The 19,475-nt window shown below is 67.8% G+C and carries 16 protein-coding genes; 10 read left to right on the forward strand and 6 right to left on the reverse strand.

The annotated features are described in order from the left end of the window. The first annotated feature begins 7 nt into the window (after positions 1 to 7). Genes Y958_RS16420 through Y958_RS16430 form a run of 3 tightly spaced genes read left to right on the forward strand, consistent with a single transcriptional unit; the run spans position 8 to position 5,205 of the window. Positions 8 to 1,840: an acyl-CoA dehydrogenase gene (locus Y958_RS16420; protein ID WP_088873095.1), complete on the forward strand. Its 1,833-nt coding sequence runs from the start codon at positions 8 to 10 to the stop codon at positions 1,838 to 1,840. Positions 1,841 to 1,867: 27 nt separating this feature from the next. Beyond that, positions 1,868 to 3,061, forward strand: coding sequence for a beta-ketothiolase BktB (bktB, locus tag Y958_RS16425; protein WP_088873096.1), 1,194 nt, complete (start codon positions 1,868 to 1,870; stop codon positions 3,059 to 3,061). Positions 3,062 to 3,108: 47 nt separating this feature from the next. Continuing rightward, a complete protein-coding gene (locus Y958_RS16430; protein WP_088873097.1) occupies positions 3,109 to 5,205 on the forward strand; it encodes a 3-hydroxyacyl-CoA dehydrogenase NAD-binding domain-containing protein in 2,097 nt (698 codons plus the stop codon). A 7-nt stretch (positions 5,206 to 5,212) separates the two neighbouring features. Here the strand turns inward: Y958_RS16430 and Y958_RS31470 are convergent, their stop codons facing one another. Continuing rightward, a complete protein-coding gene (locus tag Y958_RS31470) occupies positions 5,213 to 5,395 on the reverse strand; it encodes a hypothetical protein (protein ID WP_145727572.1) in 183 nt (60 codons plus the stop codon). A gap of 342 nt (positions 5,396 to 5,737) precedes the next feature. Here Y958_RS31470 and Y958_RS16435 point away from each other — a divergent pair, with 342 nt between their 5' ends. Then, positions 5,738 to 6,211 carry a hypothetical protein gene (locus Y958_RS16435; protein ID WP_004271953.1) on the forward strand — a complete coding sequence of 158 codons (474 nt, stop codon included), beginning with the start codon at positions 5,738 to 5,740 and terminating at the stop codon, positions 6,209 to 6,211. Between the two features lie 54 nt (positions 6,212 to 6,265). Here the strand turns inward: Y958_RS16435 and Y958_RS16440 are convergent, their stop codons facing one another. Next, on the reverse strand, positions 6,266 to 7,852 hold the full coding sequence (locus tag Y958_RS16440; protein WP_244909550.1) for a porin: 1,587 nt from the start codon (positions 7,850 to 7,852) through the stop codon (positions 6,266 to 6,268). A 594-nt stretch (positions 7,853 to 8,446) separates the two neighbouring features. On the opposite strand from Y958_RS16440, the gene Y958_RS16445 reads away from it, so the two are divergent. The 4 genes from Y958_RS16445 (at position 8,447) to Y958_RS16460 (ending at position 10,841) form a co-directional block, all read left to right on the forward strand. Continuing rightward, positions 8,447 to 9,220 carry an AraC family transcriptional regulator gene (locus Y958_RS16445; protein ID WP_088874039.1) on the forward strand — a complete coding sequence of 258 codons (774 nt, stop codon included), beginning with the start codon at positions 8,447 to 8,449 and terminating at the stop codon, positions 9,218 to 9,220. Between the two features lie 62 nt (positions 9,221 to 9,282). Continuing rightward, positions 9,283 to 9,489 (forward strand): type II toxin-antitoxin system RelB family antitoxin, encoded by a 207-nt coding sequence (gene relB, locus Y958_RS32940; protein WP_088874040.1) that lies wholly within the window; start codon positions 9,283 to 9,285, stop codon positions 9,487 to 9,489. A 9-nt stretch (positions 9,490 to 9,498) separates the two neighbouring features. Then, the gene (locus Y958_RS16455; protein ID WP_088873100.1) at positions 9,499 to 9,774 is read left to right on the forward strand and encodes a type II toxin-antitoxin system RelE/ParE family toxin; all 276 of its coding nucleotides are present in this window, start codon (positions 9,499 to 9,501) and stop codon (positions 9,772 to 9,774) included. Between the two features lie 92 nt (positions 9,775 to 9,866). Next, positions 9,867 to 10,841 carry a DMT family transporter gene (locus tag Y958_RS16460; protein ID WP_088873101.1) on the forward strand — a complete coding sequence of 325 codons (975 nt, stop codon included), beginning with the start codon at positions 9,867 to 9,869 and terminating at the stop codon, positions 10,839 to 10,841. 5 nt (positions 10,842 to 10,846) lie between these two features. Here Y958_RS16460 and Y958_RS16465 read toward each other — a convergent pair whose 3' ends face one another. Both Y958_RS16465 and Y958_RS16470 read right to left on the reverse strand, forming a co-directional pair. Next, positions 10,847 to 12,592: a tannase/feruloyl esterase family alpha/beta hydrolase gene (locus tag Y958_RS16465; protein WP_088873102.1), complete on the reverse strand. Its 1,746-nt coding sequence runs from the start codon at positions 12,590 to 12,592 to the stop codon at positions 10,847 to 10,849. A gap of 12 nt (positions 12,593 to 12,604) precedes the next feature. Beyond that, complete coding sequence (locus Y958_RS16470) at positions 12,605 to 14,740, reverse strand: TonB-dependent receptor (protein WP_186291440.1); 2,136 nt, start codon at positions 14,738 to 14,740, stop codon at positions 12,605 to 12,607. Positions 14,741 to 15,145: 405 nt separating this feature from the next. Between Y958_RS16470 and Y958_RS16475 the strand changes: the two genes are divergently transcribed. Next, entirely contained in the window at positions 15,146 to 16,444 is a 1,299-nt protein-coding gene (locus tag Y958_RS16475) for an MFS transporter (RefSeq protein ID WP_088873104.1), read from the forward strand. 25 nt (positions 16,445 to 16,469) lie between these two features. On the opposite strand, the gene Y958_RS16480 is transcribed toward Y958_RS16475, so the two are convergent. Continuing rightward, positions 16,470 to 17,111: a YbhB/YbcL family Raf kinase inhibitor-like protein gene (locus tag Y958_RS16480; RefSeq protein ID WP_088873105.1), complete on the reverse strand. Its 642-nt coding sequence runs from the start codon at positions 17,109 to 17,111 to the stop codon at positions 16,470 to 16,472. 244 nt (positions 17,112 to 17,355) lie between these two features. Further along, positions 17,356 to 18,357 (reverse strand): SLAC1 family transporter, encoded by a 1,002-nt coding sequence (locus tag Y958_RS16485; protein ID WP_088873106.1) that lies wholly within the window; start codon positions 18,355 to 18,357, stop codon positions 17,356 to 17,358. Positions 18,358 to 18,507: 150 nt separating this feature from the next. Here Y958_RS16485 and Y958_RS16490 point away from each other — a divergent pair, with 150 nt between their 5' ends. After that, on the forward strand, positions 18,508 to 19,473 hold the full coding sequence (locus tag Y958_RS16490; RefSeq protein WP_088873107.1) for a GlxA family transcriptional regulator: 966 nt from the start codon (positions 18,508 to 18,510) through the stop codon (positions 19,471 to 19,473). Positions 19,474 to 19,475 lie beyond the last annotated feature (2 nt).

The following is a 19,475-nucleotide window of genomic DNA, read 5'->3' on the forward strand; positions in this document are numbered from 1 at the left end:
GCCACCCATGACCACGCCCCCGGTGCGCGCCCGCGACCTCGGCTTCCTATTGCATGACTGGCTGGACCTGGAGGCCCTGCTGGCCTACCCGCACTTCCGGGATCACAGCGTGGAAACCGTGGATGCCATGCTGGATATCGCGGGCCGGGTGGCGGCGGACACCTTCCTGACCCACTACAAGGCGGCCGACAGCCAGGAACCACACCTGGTGGAGGGGCAGGTGCGCATCCTGCCCGCCATCCACCAGGCGCTGGCTGCCTTCGCGGAGGTCGGCATGTTCGCCGCCCCCTTCGATGCCGAGGTCGGCGGCCTGCAACTGCCGCAACTGGCCTACAGCGCCGCCATGGCGCAATTCATGGCCGCGAACGTGGCGACGTCGGCCTATCCCATGCTGACCACCGGCAACGCCAAGCTGCTGGTGCGCTACGCCAATGAGGCGCTGGTCAAGGCCTGCGCCCTGCCGGAGATCGAGGGCCGCTACTTCGGCACCATGTGCCTGTCCGAGCCCCAGGCCGGGTCGTCGCTGGCCGATATCGCCACCCGCGCGGTGCCCGACGGCGATGACGGGCTGGGCGCCCGCTACCGCCTGTTCGGCAACAAGATGTGGATCTCCGGCGGTGACCAGGACGCCAGCGAGAACATCATCCATCTGGTGCTGGCCAAGATGCCAGGGCCGGACGGCAAGCTGATCCCCGGCACCCAGGGCATCAGCCTGTTCGTCGTGCCCAAGGTTCTGGTCCCGGGCTCGGACTACGCCGGCCAGCGCAACGACGTGGTGGTGGCGGGCCTGAACCACAAGATGGGCTATCGCGGCACCGCCAACTGCCTGCTGAACTTTGGTGAGGGCGCGCACCACCGGCCGGGCGGCCTCGCCGGCGCTGTGGGCTATCGCGTTGGCGGGGTGGGGCAGGGCCTGCCCATCATGTTCCAGATGATGAACAGCGCCCGCATCTCTGTCGGCCTCGGCGCCGCCATGCTGGGCTATCGCGGCTACCGCCTGGCGGTTGACTACGCCCGCGACCGCCGCCAAGGCCGGCCGATTGGCGGCAGAGGGGGGCCGCCCATCGCCATCATCGACCACCCCGACGTGCGCCGCCTGCTGCTGGCACAGAAGGCCTACGCCGAGGGCGCGCTGGCCCTGGTGCTGTACTGCGCCAGGCTGGTGGATGAGGAACTGCACGGGCCCGCCGAGGGACGGGATGAGGCGGCGAGCCTGCTGGGCCTGCTGACCCCCGTCGCCAAGACCTGGCCCTCGGAATGGGGGCTGGCGGCCAACGACCTAGCCATCCAGGTGCATGGCGGCTACGGCTACACCCGCGATTTCGATGTAGAGCAGCTGTACCGCGACAACCGCCTGAACCCCATCCATGAGGGCACCACCGGCGTGCAGGGCCTGGACCTGATGGGGCGCAAGACCCTGAAGGATGACGGTGCCTCCCTGACCATCCTGCGCCACCGCGTGACGGCGACGGTGGAACGGGCACGGCGCCTGCCGGCCCTGGCCGACTTCGCCCATGTGCTGGACGTCACCTGGGCCCGCATCGGCGCCCTGGTGGGCCATCTGAAGGCCGCCGGCGACGATGTCGCCAGCCTGGCGCAGGCGACATCCTTCCTTTCGGCCTTCGGCCATGCCGTGGTGGCCTGGCAGTGGCTGGACCAGGCAGTGGTGGCGGGCAGCCTGGCCGTCACCGATGACCCGGACGAGACGGCCTTCCGTGCCGGCAAGCTGGCCGCCTGCCGCTTCTTCTTTGAGACCGAGGTGCCGCGCGTCGATGTCTGGCTGGGCATCGTCGGCCGGCGCAGCGACCTGACCCAGACCTTCGACCCCGCCGGCTTCTGACGCCGGCCCCAGATAGGAAAAAGCACCATGACCGAGGTGTTCATCGTTTCCGGCGTCCGCACGGCTATCGGCGATTTCGGTGGCGCGCTGAAGGACATCGCCCCCGGCGAACTGGCGACTAAGGTGGCCCGTGCCGCGCTGGACCGCGCCGGCGTGGCCAACGACGCCGTGGGCCATGTCGTCTTCGGCCAGGTCATCCCCACCGAACCGCGCGATGCCTACCTGGCCCGCGTGGCCGGCATCGGCGCCGGGCTGCCGGTGGAGGTGCCGGCCCTGACCGTGAATCGCCTCTGCGGTTCCGGTCTGCAGGCGGTGGTCTCGGCGGCCCAAAGCATCCTGCTGGGCGACTGCGACGTGGCGGTGGCCGGCGGGGCGGAGAACATGAGCCGCGCGCCCTATCTGCTGCCCGACGCCCGCTGGGGCAGCAAGATGGGCGATGCCCGGGTGGTCGATTACCTCAACGGCGCTCTGTCCGACCCCTTCGACCGCAATCTGATGGGCGTGACGGCGGAGAGGGTGGCACAGCGCTATGGCATCAGCCGCGATGACCAGGACGCGCTGGCCCTGGAAAGCCACCGCCGTGCCGCCCGCGCCCAGGCCGAGGGCCGGTTCACCGAGCAGATCCTGCCGGTCGAAATCACGGTGAAGCGCCAGGCCGTGCAGTTCGCCACGGACGAGCATGTGCGCCCGGATCTGGCGCCGGGGGATTTGGCCAAGCTGCGCACCGTGTTTCAGAAAGACGGCACCGTCACCGCCGGCAACGCCTCGGGCATCAACGATGGCGCTGCCGCCGTGGTGCTGGCCTCGGGCGAGGCGGTGAAGCGCCTGGGCCTGACCCCGCTGGCCCGCCTGGTGGGCTATGCCCACGCCGGGGTGGACCCGGCCTACATGGGCATCGGCCCCATCCCGGCCACGCGCAAGCTGCTGGCCCGCACCGGCCTGTCGGTCCAGGACCTGACCGTCATCGAATCCAATGAGGCCTTCGCAGCGCAAGCCTGCGCCGTGGCGCGGGAACTGGACTTCGACCCTGATCGGGTGAACCCCAACGGCAGCGGCATTTCCCTGGGCCACCCGGTGGGCGCCACCGGCGCCATCAACCTGGTGAAGGCGGTCTATGAGCTGCGCCGGGTTGGCCATGAAAAGGGTAGGGGCGGGCGGGCGCTGGTCACCATGTGCATCGGCGGCGGACAGGGTATCGCCGCCCTCATCGAGTCCGTCTGAGCCCAATCCCCGCCAAGCCCAATCCCCGCCAAGAAGGAGCGCGTCCCATGCCGGTGCACATCGATATCCGCGACGGCGTCGCCGTCCTGACCCTGAACCGCCCGCCGGTCAACAGCTTCGACCTGACGCTGCGCCGCGACCTGCGCGCCGCCCTGGCGATGGTCATGACCAAGCCGGAGGTCGAGGCTGTAGTGCTGACCGGCGGCACGCGCCACTTCTCGGCCGGGGCGGACATCGAGGAATTCGCCTCGGGCACCCGGGGCGGGGCCACGGCCGCGCCCACGCTGCCCGATGTGATCATCGATCTGGACCAGGCGGCCAAGCCGGTGGTGGCCGCCATCGCCGGCACCTGCCTGGGCGGCGGGTTGGAGGTGGCGCTGGGCTGCCACCACCGCGTGGTCGCCGCCAATGCCACCCTGGGCCTGCCGGAGGTGAAGCTGGGCATCCTGCCGGGCGCCGGGGGCACCCAGCGCCTGCCGCGCGCCATCGGGGTCAAGGCCGCCCTGGACATGATCTTGTCCGGCACGCCGGTGAACGGCGCCAAGGCGGCCAAGCTGGGCCTAGCCACCCTGTCGACCGGTGACCTGGTCGAGGACGCGGTGGCCGTGGCCAGGCAAGCGGCCCGCGACGGTGGCAAGCCGCGCCTGTCCTTGCTGCGGGCGGAACTGCCCGCTGACGCCGGGGCGGACTGGTTCCAGCGTCAAATCGATGGGCTGAAGCGACCGCTGCCGGCGCCGCTGGCCTGCATCGAGGCGGTGCGGGCGGCGGTGGAGCTGCCCTTCAGCCAGGGCCTGCAGCGGGAATTCAACCTGTTCCGCGAACTGGTGGTGACGCCGGAGTCCAAGGCGTTGCAGTATGCCTTCTTCGCCGAACGCCGCGCCGCCCGCATCGATGGGCTGAGCCCCGACGTGCAACCCCGGGCCATCGAGCGCGTGGCGGTCATTGGCGCCGGCACCATGGGGGCTGGCATCGCCACCGTGGCCGTCAATGCCGGGCTGGAAGTCATCCTGCTGGATCGGGATGAAGCCGGGGTGCAGAAGGGTGTCGCCGGCATCACCAAGGGCTATGACGCCGCGGTGGCCAAGGGCCGCATGGATGGGGCCGAACGGGACCGCCGCCTGGGCCGCCTTCACACCGCCACCGACCTCGCCGCCTGCGCCGCCGTCAACCTGGTGATCGAGGCCGCGTTCGAGGACATGGGCGTCAAGCAGGACATCTTCCGCACGCTCGACAAGGTCTGCGGGCCGGACACCATCCTGGCCAGCAACACCTCCACCCTGGACCTGGACGCCATCGCCGCCATCACCAGCCGGCCGCAAAGCGTGGTGGGCCTGCACTTCTTCAGCCCGGCGCCGGTGATGCGCCTGCTGGAGGTGGTGCGGGGGGCCGAGACCGCGCCCGAGGTGCTGGCCACGGCCATGGCGCTGTCGCGCAAGCTGGGCAAGGTCGGCGTCGTTGCCGGCGTCTGCAACGGCTTCATCGGCAACCGCATGGTCGAGGAGTACCTGCGCCAGGCCTACTTCCTGGTGGATGAAGGCGTGCTGCCCTGGCAGGTGGACGGCGCCCTGGAACGCTGGGGCATGGCCATGGGGCCCTTCGCCATGATGGACCTGGCGGGCAACGACATCGGCCGCGCCATCCGCGCCGGGCGCAAGGCGCTGGGCGATGAACGCCCCTATTCCACCTTCCCCGACAAGTTTTGCGCGCTGGGCCGGTTCGGGCAGAAGACGGGCAAGGGCTACTACCAGTACGACCCGGCCAGCCGGGCGCGGGAAACGGATCCGGAGGTCGATGCCCTGGCCCAAGCCCACGCCAAGGAGGTTGCCCAGGAATTCGGCCTCAGCCCCCGTGTCATCGGAGATGAGGAGATTGTGGCCCGCTGCCTGCTGGCGCTGGCCAACGAAGGGGCGGCCCTGCTGGGCGAAGGCATCGCCCAGCGCGCGTCGGACATCGATGTCGTCTATCTCAACGGCTACGGCTTCCCCGCTCACAAGGGCGGGCCCATGTTCCACGCCGACAGCCTGGGGCTGGAAAATGTGCTGCGCCTGATGGAGGGCTTCCTGGAGGGCTATCAGAGCCAGTTCTGGAAGCCGGCGCCCCTGTTGTGGGAAAAGGCCAGCGCCGGCGGTCGCCTGACCGCCTGAGCGGGGGTTAAGAGGACGTGCCGGGCAGCCCGCCGTCGGCGGGCGTTCCGTCCTCGGCTTCATCCTGGGCCAGATGCCGGTCCAGGGTCTGCTTCAGGGCCAGCAGCATGGACCAGCCCAGTTGGCCCTGGGACAGGTTGTAGGCGCTCATTATCCCGGACAGGCTGCCCAATATTACAGTGCTTTCCATGGTGCCGGGCACCTCGCGTTGATCAGGTCGTGGACCGGTTCTCGCTGGGTGATACGGCGGGAATAGGGCGACCCGTCGCCGCCGGAAGGCTTGGCCGCTGCGGCAGGCACGGCCTGGGCTTTTGTCAATAATCTATAGATTTCAGCAAGTTAACGTTGCTGGTGGCGTGCTGGTCTATAGGTCATGCATCTTTCGGGTGCGCGGTTTTGGCGCGGGACGTGCCGTGGACACGCCGCCGCCGCGCCCCATTTCGGCTCCAATCCGCCGCGACCGTGGGCGGACGAAAGGACGGACGGGCCCGGTTGGGGGTAACCGCCGCCTGGAAGGAAGGAGCAAACCATCATGAAGCATGTCAAAGTTTTGGGCGCCGCCCTGGTTCTGATGGCCGCGTCGGCCTGCGCCACCGCACCCGGTCCGGCGCACGCACAGCCGGCCCACCCCGCCTATCTGCACGCCCTGTCGGATCTGCGCATGGCCCGCGCCCTGCTGGATCGCCCGGCGGAATACAACGTGGTGCGTGACCAGTTCGCCGCCATCGACCATGTGAACGGCGCCATCGGCGAAATCCGCCACGCCAGTTATGACGATGGCAAGGACCCCAACTGGAACCCGCCCATCGACACCAACATCAACCACCGGGGCCGTCTCACCAAGGCACTGGACCTGATCGCCACCGCCGAGCGCGACTTGCGGTCCGAGGAAGACAATCCCCACGCCGCGGGTTGGCGCAATGCCGCCTTCCATCACCTGGAAGAGGCGCGGCACGCGGTGGAGCACGCCATCATGGACAAGCGGATCGATGAGGACCGCTACTGAGGCGCCGGACAGCGGGCGGCGGCTTTCGCCGCCCGCTTCGCTCTGGGGCAGGTCCTAGAAGTTGAACCGGACACCCGTTGTGGGAGAGATGTTGTCGGTGTGCAGGTAACCCGCTGCCATGCCGCCCGCAACCTCGGAATACATGACGCCCAGATAGGCGTCGAAGCGGCGGGCGAAGCGATAATCTGCCACCAGGGAATAGGCATTGAGCGTGCCGGAGCAGGTGGCCGCGCTGGCGTCGGCGCAGCTCTTGGTGCCGAAACTGTTCTGGCCATAGTGGTAGTAGCCCGCCGACAAATCCACCTTGGGCGTGACGGCATAGCGGGCGCCGGCCCAGGTCACCTGGATGATCTTGTCGTGGACGAAGGCGCTGTTGTTCACGAAGGCCAGGGTATACCCGCCGATGTCGGTCGCCCCGGCCCGCAAGGGAACGGAGGGATTGGCGAAATCGATGTACTCATACCCCGCGAACAGCTTCCACTGCGGGCCCAGCGTGTACGAGCCCATCAGCGCGTACGAGGTGTTGTCGGAAATGGTGGCCGCCAGGGAGTTGCCGGGGTTGTAGCCCAGCGCCGTCGCCTGCGTCACCTGCGCTGCGCTCAGGCTGCCGGCTGACACCATGTCCTGTTTTTGCGCGTAGGTCGCATCGAAGGACAGGCCACCGATATCGGCGCCCGCGTCCAGTTGCAGGGCGTTGCCATGCATGCCGCCATTGTCCTCGCCAAACTGGTACAGCGCGCCGACCCGCAGAGGGCCGAACTGGTTCGTGTACTTGACGGTGTTGTCGAGGCGGAAATCCTCCGTGCTGCCGCCACCGCCGGTCAGGCCGGAGAAGCCGATGACGGAAAAGGCGTAGGAGGCTTGCTGGGGATCATAGGCGAAGATGTTGTCGGCCAGGAGGGTGTTCTGGCGGCCGACGGTGACGGTGCCCCACTCCCGGGAACTGACCCCTACATAGGCGGCGCGGTTGAACGCCTGGCCGGCGTGGCTGGAATCGCCGTTCGCCGTCTGCTTGGTCAGCGCCAGGCCGTTGTTGGCGGCCATAGAATGCGGTCCATCGGCCAACTGGCCCGACTGGGGGTTGAAACCCGTCTCCACCTTGAACAGGGCCGACCATCCGTCGGCGAATTCCTCCGACCCGCGCAGGCCGACCTTGGATTGGCTGAGCCCGTTGGGGGCCAGTGAGGCGATGCCCTTGTTCCCGTTCTTGCTGACCAGATAGTCCAGCCCCGGCGGATAATAGGGGCTGAGTGGCGCGCCGTGCGACTGATAGGAAAAGCCCATGTCGACGGCGCCGTAGAGGGTGATGCCGTAGAAGGTCAGGCTGCCGTCCTTGGGCAACTGAGGATGGGCGGCCGCGTCCGCCACCTTCTGCGCCGCTTGCGCCGCTGACTGGGCGGCCTGGGCCTGTTGCGCGGCCTGTGCCGCCGTCTGGGTGCTGGCGGCTGTCTGGCCCGCCGTCTGGGTCTGCTGCGCCTCCAGCGTGTTCAGCCGGTCCTGCATCGCCTGCATGGCCTTGGCCTGGGCCGCCATCTGGGCCTGGGCCTCCTGCATCTGCTGGCGCAGCTTGCGCAGTTCGTCGGCGTCGCTGGCGCGGGCTGTGGCCGGTGCCAAGGCCAGCAGGGCACAAACGGCGGTCATGGCCCACAGGCCCCCGGTCGCGGGCGTCATGCGTCCGCAGGGCGCCCGGTATGCCGGTGCCAAGGCATAGTTCATCGTCAAGGTCACGAGAGACCCTCCCACATTTGACGGTTTTTCTTGTCCGCGGCATGGAAATGCCACGCCCGGCAGCTGATTTCGGGCTGACGGGATACATTTCTCAAAGACTAAAGCTTGAGAACTTGGCTTCGTTTCTCTAGCGTCATCCAGGTCGGCCTTTTCCAATGCCGATCCCCATCAGTATCGCTGATCATTTGATTAGAGGGCGTGATGGCATTTTAAGAAATTAAATACGCTTTCAAGAGTCTAAAATTATTTTTAATCTCCGGTACTGCGCCAATATCCGGGGATCCATCGGAAAATTATTGGTTAACAGATAGTTGCCAGACTGATGCTCGCGATCGTCGCCGCATCAGTCATCTTTTTCTTCCCGCCCCGGATCTCTGCGCCGAGGGGCCCTGATCGGCGTGACTGGTATGGACGGCTTTGCTCTTGGTGGCGCTTTCCCGGGGCCGCCAACCGTGACACGATGGGTTGACCTCTCAACCCCCGTTGGCCCACTTGCGCCCGCATGCCATGACCGCCTCCTCCGCCGATAGCCATCTCAGCTTCCGCCGGTATCGGTCGGCCGGGTTTTGCCATGCCCATGACCATGCGCAGATCGTGCTGCCTTGTCAGGGAACCCTGGAGATGGAGGTGGGCGGACGTGGGGGACGGGTGGATGCCGCCGTCGCCGCCTTCGTCCTGCCGGGGGAGGTGCATTGCCAGCGGGCCGAGGGCGACAACCGCTTCCTGATCGTGGACTGCGCCGGCGGTGAGGGGGCAGGTGCGCCGGATGAGCGCATGCTGGAACGGTTGGGCCGCCGTACTTTCCTGCCCATGACGCCGGCCGTGCGCCGCCTGCTGGACTTCATTACCCTGACCGCTGGCAATGCCGATGGGGGCGGCCGGAACCTGGACGGCCTCGCCCGGCACTGGACGCCCCTGCTGTTGGATACGCTGATGGCGGAACCGGCCCGCCCGGCCTCCCGCCTGCATGCCCTGCTGGCCCGGTTGGAGGCGGCGCCGGAGCGGCCCTGGACGGTGGAGGTCATGGCGCGTACGGCGGGCCTCAGCGCCAGCCGGCTGCATGCCCTGTTCCGGGAGGAACTGGACCAGACGCCCCAGGCCTACGTCGCGTCGTTGCGCCTGGCCCGCGTCATGGACCAGCTGGCCAGCACCACCCTGCCCATCGCCCAGATCGCCTATCAGTCCGGCTATGCCGACCAGAGCGCGCTGACCCGCGCGTTGCGCCGCGCCGTCGGCCTGACCCCTGCCGCCTACCGCCGCCAGCATGGGCGGGGACAGTAAGGGACGCGCCTGGTTCCAAAGACGGCCTGTGCCCCCGGCCGAAATTTTGTTATTCTATGCTCATGAGCGCTCTATCTCCCATTGTGTCGGAACATGAATCCGAAGAAGCAGCGGCCCGCTACGACCGTTGGTTCCGGGAGAAGGTGCGCGCTAGCCAGGAAGACGGCCGCCCACTTATTCCGCATGACGCTGTTATGGCGGAGATGGATGAGATTATCCGCCGCGCTGAAGAGCGTGTCGCCAAGCGCAATGCCACGTCTGCAACGTAGGCCCTTCTGATGCTGATCATCTCCTGGCGTGACTCAGCCCGGAATGATTTGGCGCATATCATTCAATTCATTGCCGACCGTAACCCTTTTGCTGCCCGTCGGATGCGGCAGATCATTGAGGATGCCGTCCTTCCGGCAGCCGAGCATCCGTATCTTTTCCGTCCCGGCCGGGTTCCTGGCACACGTGAGATCGTCGCTCATCCGAACTACATCGTGATTTATCAGGTGCTGGACACGCACATTGAGGTGCTGGCCGTTCTGCACACGCGGCAGGATTATCCTTGAGCGGCAATAGTCCGAGCCCAAACAATTGGAGGAACCGTCTATAGGTTTGGCCGCCCCGTCGCCATTTTCAGGACGATGAAAGGGGAAGGGTCATGAAGACGGATAGGACCATACTGGCCGGGATCGGCTGTGGCGTGATGGCGGGGGCGTTCTGGGGCGTGGTGTTCCTGGGCCCCCGGGTGCTCCAAGCCTTTTCCCCGCTGCAACTGGCGGCATCGCGCTATCTGCTGTACGGCCTGGTTTCGGGGGCGCTGATCCTGCCGCGCTGGCGGGTGCTCAAGGCCCAGGTGGGGCGTGGGGAATGGCTGGCGCTGCTGCGCCTCAGCCTGCTGGGCAACATCGTCTATTACATTTTCCTGGCCAGCGCCGTGCACCTGGCCGGCGTCGCCGCCACCTCGCTGGTCATCGGCCTACTGCCCATGGCCGTCACCCTGGTGGGCAGCCGGGAGCAAGGGGCGGTTCCCCTGCGGGCATTGATCCTGCCCTTGCTCCTGGGGGTGGCCGGCGTATCGCTCATCGGCGTCGACCTGATGGGGCGGCCGGGTGTCAGCGACATTTCGATAGCGGAACGACTGCTGGGCTTGGCGTGTGCCGGCGGGGCGCTGGCCTGCTGGACCATCTACGCCGTGCTGAACAGCCGCTGGCTGGCCCGTCTGCCCGCCGTGTCGGCGCATGACTGGTCGCTGCTGACCGGTGTCGCCACCGGGGCCCTGGCCCTGCTGCTGGCCGTGCCCGCCTTCCTTTGGCACACCACACCCCATGCCGTTGGCGATTGGGCCCTGTTCTGGGGCGTCAGCGCGGGTGTGGCCATCGGCGCCAGCGTGGTCGGCAACGCCCTCTGGAACCGGGCCAGCCGCCTGCTGCCCCTGACCCTGACGGGGCAGATGATCCTGTTCGAGACGCTGTTCGCCCTGCTGTACGGATTTCTTTGGGACGCGCGGTGGCCCACCGTGCTGGAGGGCCTGGCCATCCTGGCCCTGATCGCCAGCGTTGGCCTGTGCGTCGGCCGGCATCATCGCCGGCCGGAAGACGCCGCCCCCGAGGCCGTGGCCCCGGAGGCGGCGTAAGGCCCTCACAACGCGCAGTCGAAGCTGTCGGCGCTGTTGAGGTCACCCGCGCCCTTGTAGCGCGCCACCTTGGGGTAGGGGCACAGGGGCCGGGTGCGGCCGGGCCAGGGGGTGTCCGGCCCGGCGCTGGCCAGGATGCGGTCCGGCGCCTGGCCCTGCTCCACCCAGCGCACCAGGGCGCTGAAGGCGTCATAATGGGCGGTCGCCGGGCCGCCGGCGCAATGGTTCATGCCCGGCACGGGGAAGACACGGACGAAGGCGGCGGCCTTGCCCCCCTCGCGGCCATCCACCTCCCGCCACCAGGCCAGGGTGTCGTTGATGGAGAACACGGGGTCGGAGGCGCCGTGCGGCACCATCAGCTTGGCGCCCCGCGCCTTGAGGCCGGACAGGTCGGGCGAGCGTGCCGACACGTCCTGCCAGGCGGAGCGGGGGAAGGCGGCGCTGGTGGCCGTCAGCCGCACCGCGGTCTGGTCGATGTCCAGCCCCATCTGCCAGCGCAGCAGCGCCTGCGGATCCGGCGGCAGGGGCGTGGGCGGTGTCGTGAAGATGGAGGCGAGAGAGACGCCGCCCAGGGCCACGTTCAGGGTTGGGCCCATGCCTTGCTCCGGCAAGCCCAGCTTCCACGCGCGCCAGCCGCGGGCTGCGATGCCGCTGTCCCACGGCCAGTCGCTATAGATCGGCCGGCCCGCCTTGGTGCGGGGGCCGTTCAGGGACTGGACCAGAGCACTTACCTGCGCCTGACTTAGGCAGCCATCAGCCTTGGCGCCGGCGCAGGTGCGGGCCTTCAGGCCTGGCATCACCTTGGCCGTTGTGCATTGGGCGAAGGCGCCGACGATGCCGTCCTTGGCACCGTCATCGGCGTCGCACGCCTCCAGCACCGCGTCGTTCACCAGGGCCAAATCGGCCTCGCTATAGGTCACAGGCAATCGCGAAAGGGCTGGTTGACCGTCCGGTCCCTTGGCCAGGGGGGCAAAGGCCTGGACGTCCCAGGCCTGGGCCAGGGCGGCGCGGGGCAGGGCGAAGCCGGGGGCGCTGGCCAGGATGCCGTCGAATTCCTCCGGATGCTGTTGGGCGAAAACCATGCCTTCCTCACCGCCCTTGGAACAGCCGACGAAGTAGGAGCGGTGCGGGGCGGCGCCATAGAAGGCCGCCACCAGGGCCTTTGCGGCGTCGGCCACGGGCTTCAGTGAAGCGTTGCCGTAGTCCGCCCGCGCCTGGGCATCGAAGCCGAAGGCGGCGATCCCGCCATGGCTCGGATCCATGTTGCGCTGATTGTCATGGCCAGAATCCTGGCTGACGACGGCATAGCCTTGCAGAATGGCCGGCATCGTGTCCGAGCCCGTTGGGCCGATGGCGTTGCCGACATCGCCGTTGGTGCCGCCGCCGCCCTGGAAGAAGAAGCCCTGGTTCCAGGCGGCGGGCAGGCGGACATGGAAGCGGATGGCGTAGGCCTGGCCGTTGGCGCCGGTGCGTTCATGCATCACGCCGTAGACTTCGCAGTGTTCCGGCAACTGCACGGGACCGCCCAACGCGCCTGGCATCGTCGGTGACAGGGTGTAGGGGCCAGCCGCTTGGGGCGTGGCGGACACGATGTGGGTGCTGGCGTCCGGCCAATGGCCGGCCATGGTCTTTTCAAGCGCCAGGCAACGGCCCTTCAGGTCGGGTTCCGCCGCACCACGGGCGCCAGCGGAAAGGGCCAGCAGGCTGGTGGCGGCGGCCAGGCCCAGGGCTGCGCGGGAATACAGGGGCATAGGTGTTCTCCGTCAGAACTCGCGGTGCAGGCGCAGGCCGTATTCGCGCGGCGCGCCGTAGAACTCATTGTTGCCGGACTGGCCGGTGACATACTTCCGGTCGGTCAGGTTGGTGGCGTAGGCCTCCACCGTCCAGTCCCCGGACCGCAGCGTGACCAGGGCTGACAACAGGGTGCGGGCGGCCAGGTAGTCGGTCACGCGGGAATATAGGATGTCGGTATAGCTGGGCCCGACATAGGCGAGGTTCAGGCGGGGGGTGAGGGTCATGCCGCTGGGCAGGTCGATGGTGTAGTCGACACCGGCGTTGCCGGTCCATTTGGGGGAGAACAGGTTGGGCCCGCCGCCGCCAGTGCGCAGATAGCCGGTGTAGTCGAAACAGACGGGCGGGTTGCTGGCCGTGCCCGCCGGGCACTGCGGCCCCAGGGTGCCGGGCGGCAGCAGGCGCTGGTCGACCACGGTGATGGACCCCAACTGGCTGTCGACATAGGCGAAGCCGGCGTCGGCACCGAAGGCGCCGAACTTGGCCTGCACCTGGCCCTCGACGCCCTTGATGGTGGCGTCGGCCAAGTTGACGACGCCGTTCTGACCGTTGGTCAGGTCGATGCGGCCGAACTGGAAGCCCTTGTAGTCGTTGTAAAAGGCGCCCAGCTGGGTGCGCAGGTGGCCGTCCAGCAGCGTGGATTTCCAGCCCACCTCGTAATCCCACACCGTCTCGGGGCTGAATTCCGAGGTGGAGGAGTTGAAGCCGCCCGGCTTGTAGCCGCGTGCGGCGAAGGCATAGAACAGGGTGTCGGCGTCCGGTTTCCAGTTCAGCGCCACCTTGCCGGTGGGCATGCTGTCGTCGTGGCGGCCGGCGGTGTCGGCCACCTGCAGGCCGTTGGCGGGGAAGACGGGGATGCCGCGGCCGATGTAAACGCCGCCGTCGCCGGTGACATGGAACCAGCTTTCGCGGGCGCCCACCTGCAACTCCAGTTCCGGTGTGATCTGGTAGCCGCCCTGGGCGAAGACGCCGGTGGTCAGCTTGTTGTTCTTGGTGCCGATGTTGGTGGGGAAGCCCGCGTTCTCGTTCAGGATGTCGACATCGATCTTATTGCGCTGGTAATAGCCGCCGACGATCCAGTTGAAGGGGCCATTGGTGGGGGAGAGGATGTTGACCTCCTCCGACCATTCCCGCTCGCGCACGTACTGCTGCTCGGTTTGGGTCGCGGGCTCGGTGGCGTCGCTGTCGTACAGGTTGTTGATGCGCTTGTTCTGGAAACCGCTCAACGATCGCAGGGTGATGCCGTCCTCGAACTCATAGCGCAGTTCCAGGCTGTTGATGATGGCGCGCTCGGAATTCTGCGTCGGCGCGTTGTAGTCCAGGTTGCGGATGCCGGGCACGGCGTCGTCGGCGTATTGCGTGCCCGGGATGGGGCGGTAGGCGTAACCGCCGGTGTTCTTGTTCGCCGCCTCCACCTTCAGCAGGGCCTGGAAGGCGCCGGGCCGCCACAGCACCCCGAGGCGGCCATCCGTCTCGTTCAGGCCGCCGGGCTGGTTGTGATAGGGGCCGACGTCGTCATAGTAGCTGTTGTGCTCGCGATGGTTGGCCGCCAGGCGGATCGCCAGCGTATCGGTCAGGGGGATGTTGATGGCACCCTGCGTCGCCACGGTGGCGTAGTTGCCGTAGGCCACCTCGCCATAGCCCCCCACCCGATCCAGCTCCGGGCTTTTGCTGGTGATGAACATGGCGCCGCCGGTGGAGTTCGACCCCACCAGCGTGCCCTGGGGACCGCGCAGCACCTCGACATTGGCGATGTCGTAGAAGCTGTTGGTGGTGACGATGGGCGGCTGGAACAGGCCGTCGATGTATGTGGCCACACCGTTGGCCACCTGGGGCGATCCGCTGGCCAGGCCGATACCGCGGATATTGACCGACTGGGTCAGGCCGGCATCCGTCACCGTCAAGGCGGGCGAGGCGAACTGCAGGTCCGACAGGCGTGTCACGGCCTTGTCGGCCAGCTTGTCGCCACTGATGGCCATGGCGGCGATGGCAACGTCCTGCAGGTTCTCGGTGCGCCGTTCGGCCGTCACCACGATGTCCTGCAGCGTGTCGCTTGCGGGCTGAGGGGCCGACTGTGCCAGGGCCGATGCCGACAGGCACAAAGCCATGGCCGTTGCCATCGTCGCGGAAGGGACCTGTAAAGCAACCTTTACCATTTTATGATGCCTCCCTGGGATTTTATTGGGCGGCCTCCGGATGCCCCGGGGCGCCGACGTTTTGATACTTGGGTGCAGGCGGTGCTTAAAACTGCGCGGTGCGGATGCGGTGTCGACCGCCATAGCGTGTGGCGGGCCCGTCGGAGATGCAAACGCGGTCTGGTGCTGGAGCCATGCTTGGTATCCTCCCCGCCGGCCTTCTGCGAACCGTGCTTGGCCAACACTGTTATATTTCATAACTTCTGTCAATGGCCCCGTGTGCGGGAGTGTCTCAGGACTTGGCCTTGACCTCATGGCGTCCGCCCGCCATACCCCAAGGAACGGATAAGAATGGTTGAAAATCGGGGTTGAAATAAAATGTCAAACGCAGCGGGCGGTACCCCGTCTTCGGCGCGTATCCTCGTCGCCAGCCTGGTGGGCACGGCGGTGGAGTTCTATGACTTCTACATTTATGCCACCGCCGCTTCGCTGGTCTTCGGGCCGCTGTTCTTCCCTGTTGCGTCGCCCTCCGCTCAGTTGATGGCCGCCTACGGCAGTTTCGGCATCGCCTTCCTGGCACGGCCGCTGGGCTCCATCGTCTTTGGCCACTTCGGCGACCGCATCGGGCGCAAGTCCACGCTGGTGGCCTCGCTGCTGTTGATGGGCGGATCGACGGTGCTGATCGGCCTGCTGCCCACCTATGACAGCATCGGCTGGCTCGCCCCCTTCCTGTTGTGCGTCCTGCGCTTCGGTCAGGGCTTCGGCCTGGGTGGGGAGTGGGGCGGCGCCGTCTTGCTGGCGGTGGAGAACGCGCCGCCCAGCCACCGCGCCCGGTACGGCATGTTCCCGCAGATCGGCGCGCCGGTGGGGTTCATCGCTGCCAACGGGCTGTTCCTGCTGCTGGGGGAATTTCTGACGCCGGCGCAGTTCCATGACTGGGGCTGGCGCCTGCCCTTCCTGGGCAGCGCCGTGCTGGTGCTGCTGGGCCTGTGGGTGCGCCTGAAGCTGACGGAGACGCCGGCCTTTGCCAAGGCGCTGGAGGAAGGGCCGCCGCCCGCCGTGCCGTTGGCCGAGGTGGCGCGCGATTTCCCCCGCCAGACCTTGGGCGGCACCTTCGCCGCCATCGCCTGCTTCGCCCTGTTCTACCTCGCCACGGCCTTCGCCCTGGGCTACGGCACCACCACCCTGGGCTACAGCCGCACGGCCTTCCTGGGGGTGCAGTTGGGCGCCATCCTGTTCCTGGCCGTGGGCATCATCGCGGCCGGCTGGTGGGCGGACCTGGCCTCGCCCCGGCGGGTGTTGATGGTCGGCTGCGTCATGACGGCGCTGGTGGGCCTGGCCCTGGCCCCGATGATGGCCAGCGGCTCGCTGACGGTGGTGGGTTTGTTCCTGTGCCTGGCGCTGCTGGTCATGGGCTTCGTCTACGGTCCCCTGGGGGCTTGGCTGCCCAGCCTGTTCCCGGCGCGGGTGCGGTACACCGGCACGTCCATGACCTTCAACCTGGGCGGCATCCTGGGCGGCGGCATCGCGCCCGTGCTGGCGCAGTCCCTGGCCCAGTCGGGCGGGCTGCCCTATGTCGGCGCCTATTTGGCTGGCGCCGCCCTCATCAGCCTGGCGGCATTGTATCCGCTGCGGGGCCGGACGGCCGGCGTGGCGGTGGAGACGCCGGGCCCTTGAGGGGGGCGTCCCAAGGTGACCGGTGTCAATTGGCGCCCAGCAGGGCCGGGTTCAGGGAATAGCCGCCCACGATGCTGGCCCGGTCCAACACATGCCCCGCCATGGCCAGCAGGGTGGAGGTGCCGTTGATGGGCCCCACCACCGGCAGACGGGGAATGTCCAGGGCATGGATGGTGAAGATGTACCGGTGGAAGATGCTGTCGTTCCACGGCGGGCAGGGGCCGTCATAGCCGTAATAGTCGCCCGTCCGCGCCCTGTCCTCCAGGAACAGGATGGTGAAGTCGTTCATGCCGTGGCGGGCGCCCGGCGGTTCCGGCGCCGAGGGGCCTTGCTTGCCGCGGTTGGTGATACCGGCGCTGTGCCGGCCCTCCTTCACTTCCCGCGTCCGGGTGGGCAGGTCGATCAGGATCCAGTGATAGAAGGGTACGCGGGGCAGGTCGGGTGACAGGGTCCTGCCTTCCCGGTTGGCGTCGGTCCAGCGGTGCGGCGCGTCGGGACTGTGCACCGTCAGCACGAAGGACCGCGTCCCCGCCGGCGGGTCGCTCCACGCCACATGGGGATTGCGGTTGGGTCCCGGCCGGACGCGGCCGATGCTGGAAGCGACGGCGTAGGCGCAGGCATCGGGCAGGCGGCCGCCATCACGGAAGCTGTTGCTGGTGATCTGCATGGGGTCCTTTCTTGCCCCGGCAATATGCCCTGATTTGACGTGCAAAACTCAAGAGATTTTCAATCTATTGGTCAATTGGGTGGGGTGCCGGAAGGTTGTCGCCACCGCTGCATACCCGTGTATCGCAAGCGCCGCGGCGCCACCCGGTCCCGTGGGGGAAGCCCGTCGCGCGACGATGGTGGCGCCGTCGGACGCGGTTGTGCAGTGAAATGTTGTAAACGGCGTGCGAATCAAGGGGCGGGGGTCAACGCGCGGGGGAGGGTGCGGGCGCTGCCGGATAATAGGCGCGCCGGACCAGCAGTCCGATGCTGCCAACGGCCACCGCCAGGGTCAGCAGGGTGGTGGCGACCAGTGCCGCCGCCGCCAAGCCGTCGACCACCGGGCTGCCGGCCCGGGGAGAGAAAATCATCAGGCCCTGCGCCAGCGTGGCGACGCCGAAGGTGTAGGCCCAATATCCCGGGGCGAAGGCCTGCTCCCGCAGCCAGCGATAGGCCAGGGTCAGGCCGGCGGTAACGAACAGGGCGTAGCCCAGCAGGATGTAGGTCAGGGGCAGGCTGGCCTCCCGCCCGGCCAGCACCTGGTAGGCCACCAGGGCCACCACCGGCGGGGCCATGTAGATGCCCATGAAATTGCGTGTCTTGGCCGCCAGGCCGCCCACGAACAATTGCTGGGTGATGACGCTGTCGGTCACCAGCCAGGACAGGCTGCCCACGCCCAGCAGCGCCCAGCCCAGTTCGGTGTAGCCGAACAGGCCGGCGGCCAACGCGTTCACCAGCACGCTGGCGATATAGGTCAGGTACAGCGACGGCGTGGTGTGCCCAGGCTCGCGCTCCCGGCTCCAGTTCTGCGCCAGGCGGTAGGCGCCGTAAGCCAGGTTGGTGGCGGAGCCCAGGGCGAAGATGGCGACGGCCAGCACCGGCACATAGGGGCGCAGGGCCAGCGCCGACAGGATGATGGATTCCGGGATCAGGGCCACGAAGGCCGATTGCACCGGGTCGCGGAATTCCGCCAGCGCCGCCGGCTGGTGGCTGATCCACTTGTTGGCGTACAGCAGTCCCCACCACAGGAAGGATAGCAGCGCCAGGCCCTGCAAGGCCTCGCCCACGACTGGTGGCAGACGCCAGAGATCGGTGGCGTTGCGCCAGGCGTTGCCGGTTTCGGCCAGGCCCAGGGTCATGGCGAAGAAGGAGGCGGGGGCCACGGGCAGCAGCCCGGAGGAGGGGGAGTTGTTGGGCAGGGTAGTCATTGCGGCGTTCCTATAGAGGATGTGGAGACGCCGCCGATTTCACGCCAGTCCGGCTCTGGCAGCAATTGCACCCATACGTCGTTTCCTGCCAAGATAAGCATCTCTTCCGCCAAGGTTCCAGCCATCGAACCAGAAGTCGGGTGTCCCGCCGTGCGTACCGTCGCCATCGCCATCTTTCCCGGCGTCCAGGCCCTGGACGTGGCGGGGCCGCTGGATGTCTTCGCGGAGGCCAACGGCTTCCTGCCGCCGCAGGATCGTTACGCCCTGACCGTGCTGGGCACGACGGCTGGGCCGATGCGCGCTTCCAACGGCTTGTACCTGGCGGCCGATCGGATCATCGACCCGGTCGCCGATCGCTTCGACACCCTTCTGGTGGCGGGTGGCCCGGATCTGTCCAGGGGGCCGGTGGACCCTGCGCTGGCGGACTGGCTGCGCGCGGCGGCGCCACGCTGCCGGCGCTACGGCTCCATCTGCACCGGCGCCTTCGTGGTGGGGGCCGCCGGCCTGCTGGACGGCCGCGCCGCCACCACCCACTGGCAGGATGCGCCGGCGCTGGCGGTCCGCTTCCCCGCCGCACGGGTGGAATTGGACCGCATCTACCTGCGCGACGGGCCGCTGGTGACATCGGCCGGCGTCACCGCCGGCATCGACTTGTGCCTGGCCCTGGTGGCGGAGGATCACGGGGCCGCCATTTCGCTGGCGACGGCCAAGCGTCTGGTGGTCGTGGCGCAGCGCCAGGGCGGCCAGTCGCAGTTCAGCCCCTATCTCACGCTGCCGGCGGATGATGGGTCCCCCGTCGCCCGTGTGCAGACCCATGTCATGCAGCATGTGGCAGAGGCGCATACGGTGGCCAGCATGGCCAGGGTGGCCGGCATGAGCGCCCGCAACTTCGCCCGTGTTTTTGTGCAGCAGGCCAAGGTGACGCCCGCCGAATTCGTGGAGCGGGCGCGGGTGGACACCGCCCGCAACCTGCTGGAGGGCGGCGACCTTCCCTTGAAGACGGTCGCCTTCCGTAGCGGTTTCGGCAGCGCCAACCGCATGCGCCTGGTGTTCGTCAAGAACATGGGCATGACGCCCAGCCAGTACCGCGCCAGCTTCCAGTCCGTCCCCCTGTAGGG

The sequence above is a fragment of the Nitrospirillum viridazoti CBAmc genome (assembly GCF_000730165.1).
Lineage (GTDB): Bacteria > Pseudomonadota > Alphaproteobacteria > Azospirillales > Azospirillaceae > Nitrospirillum > Nitrospirillum viridazoti.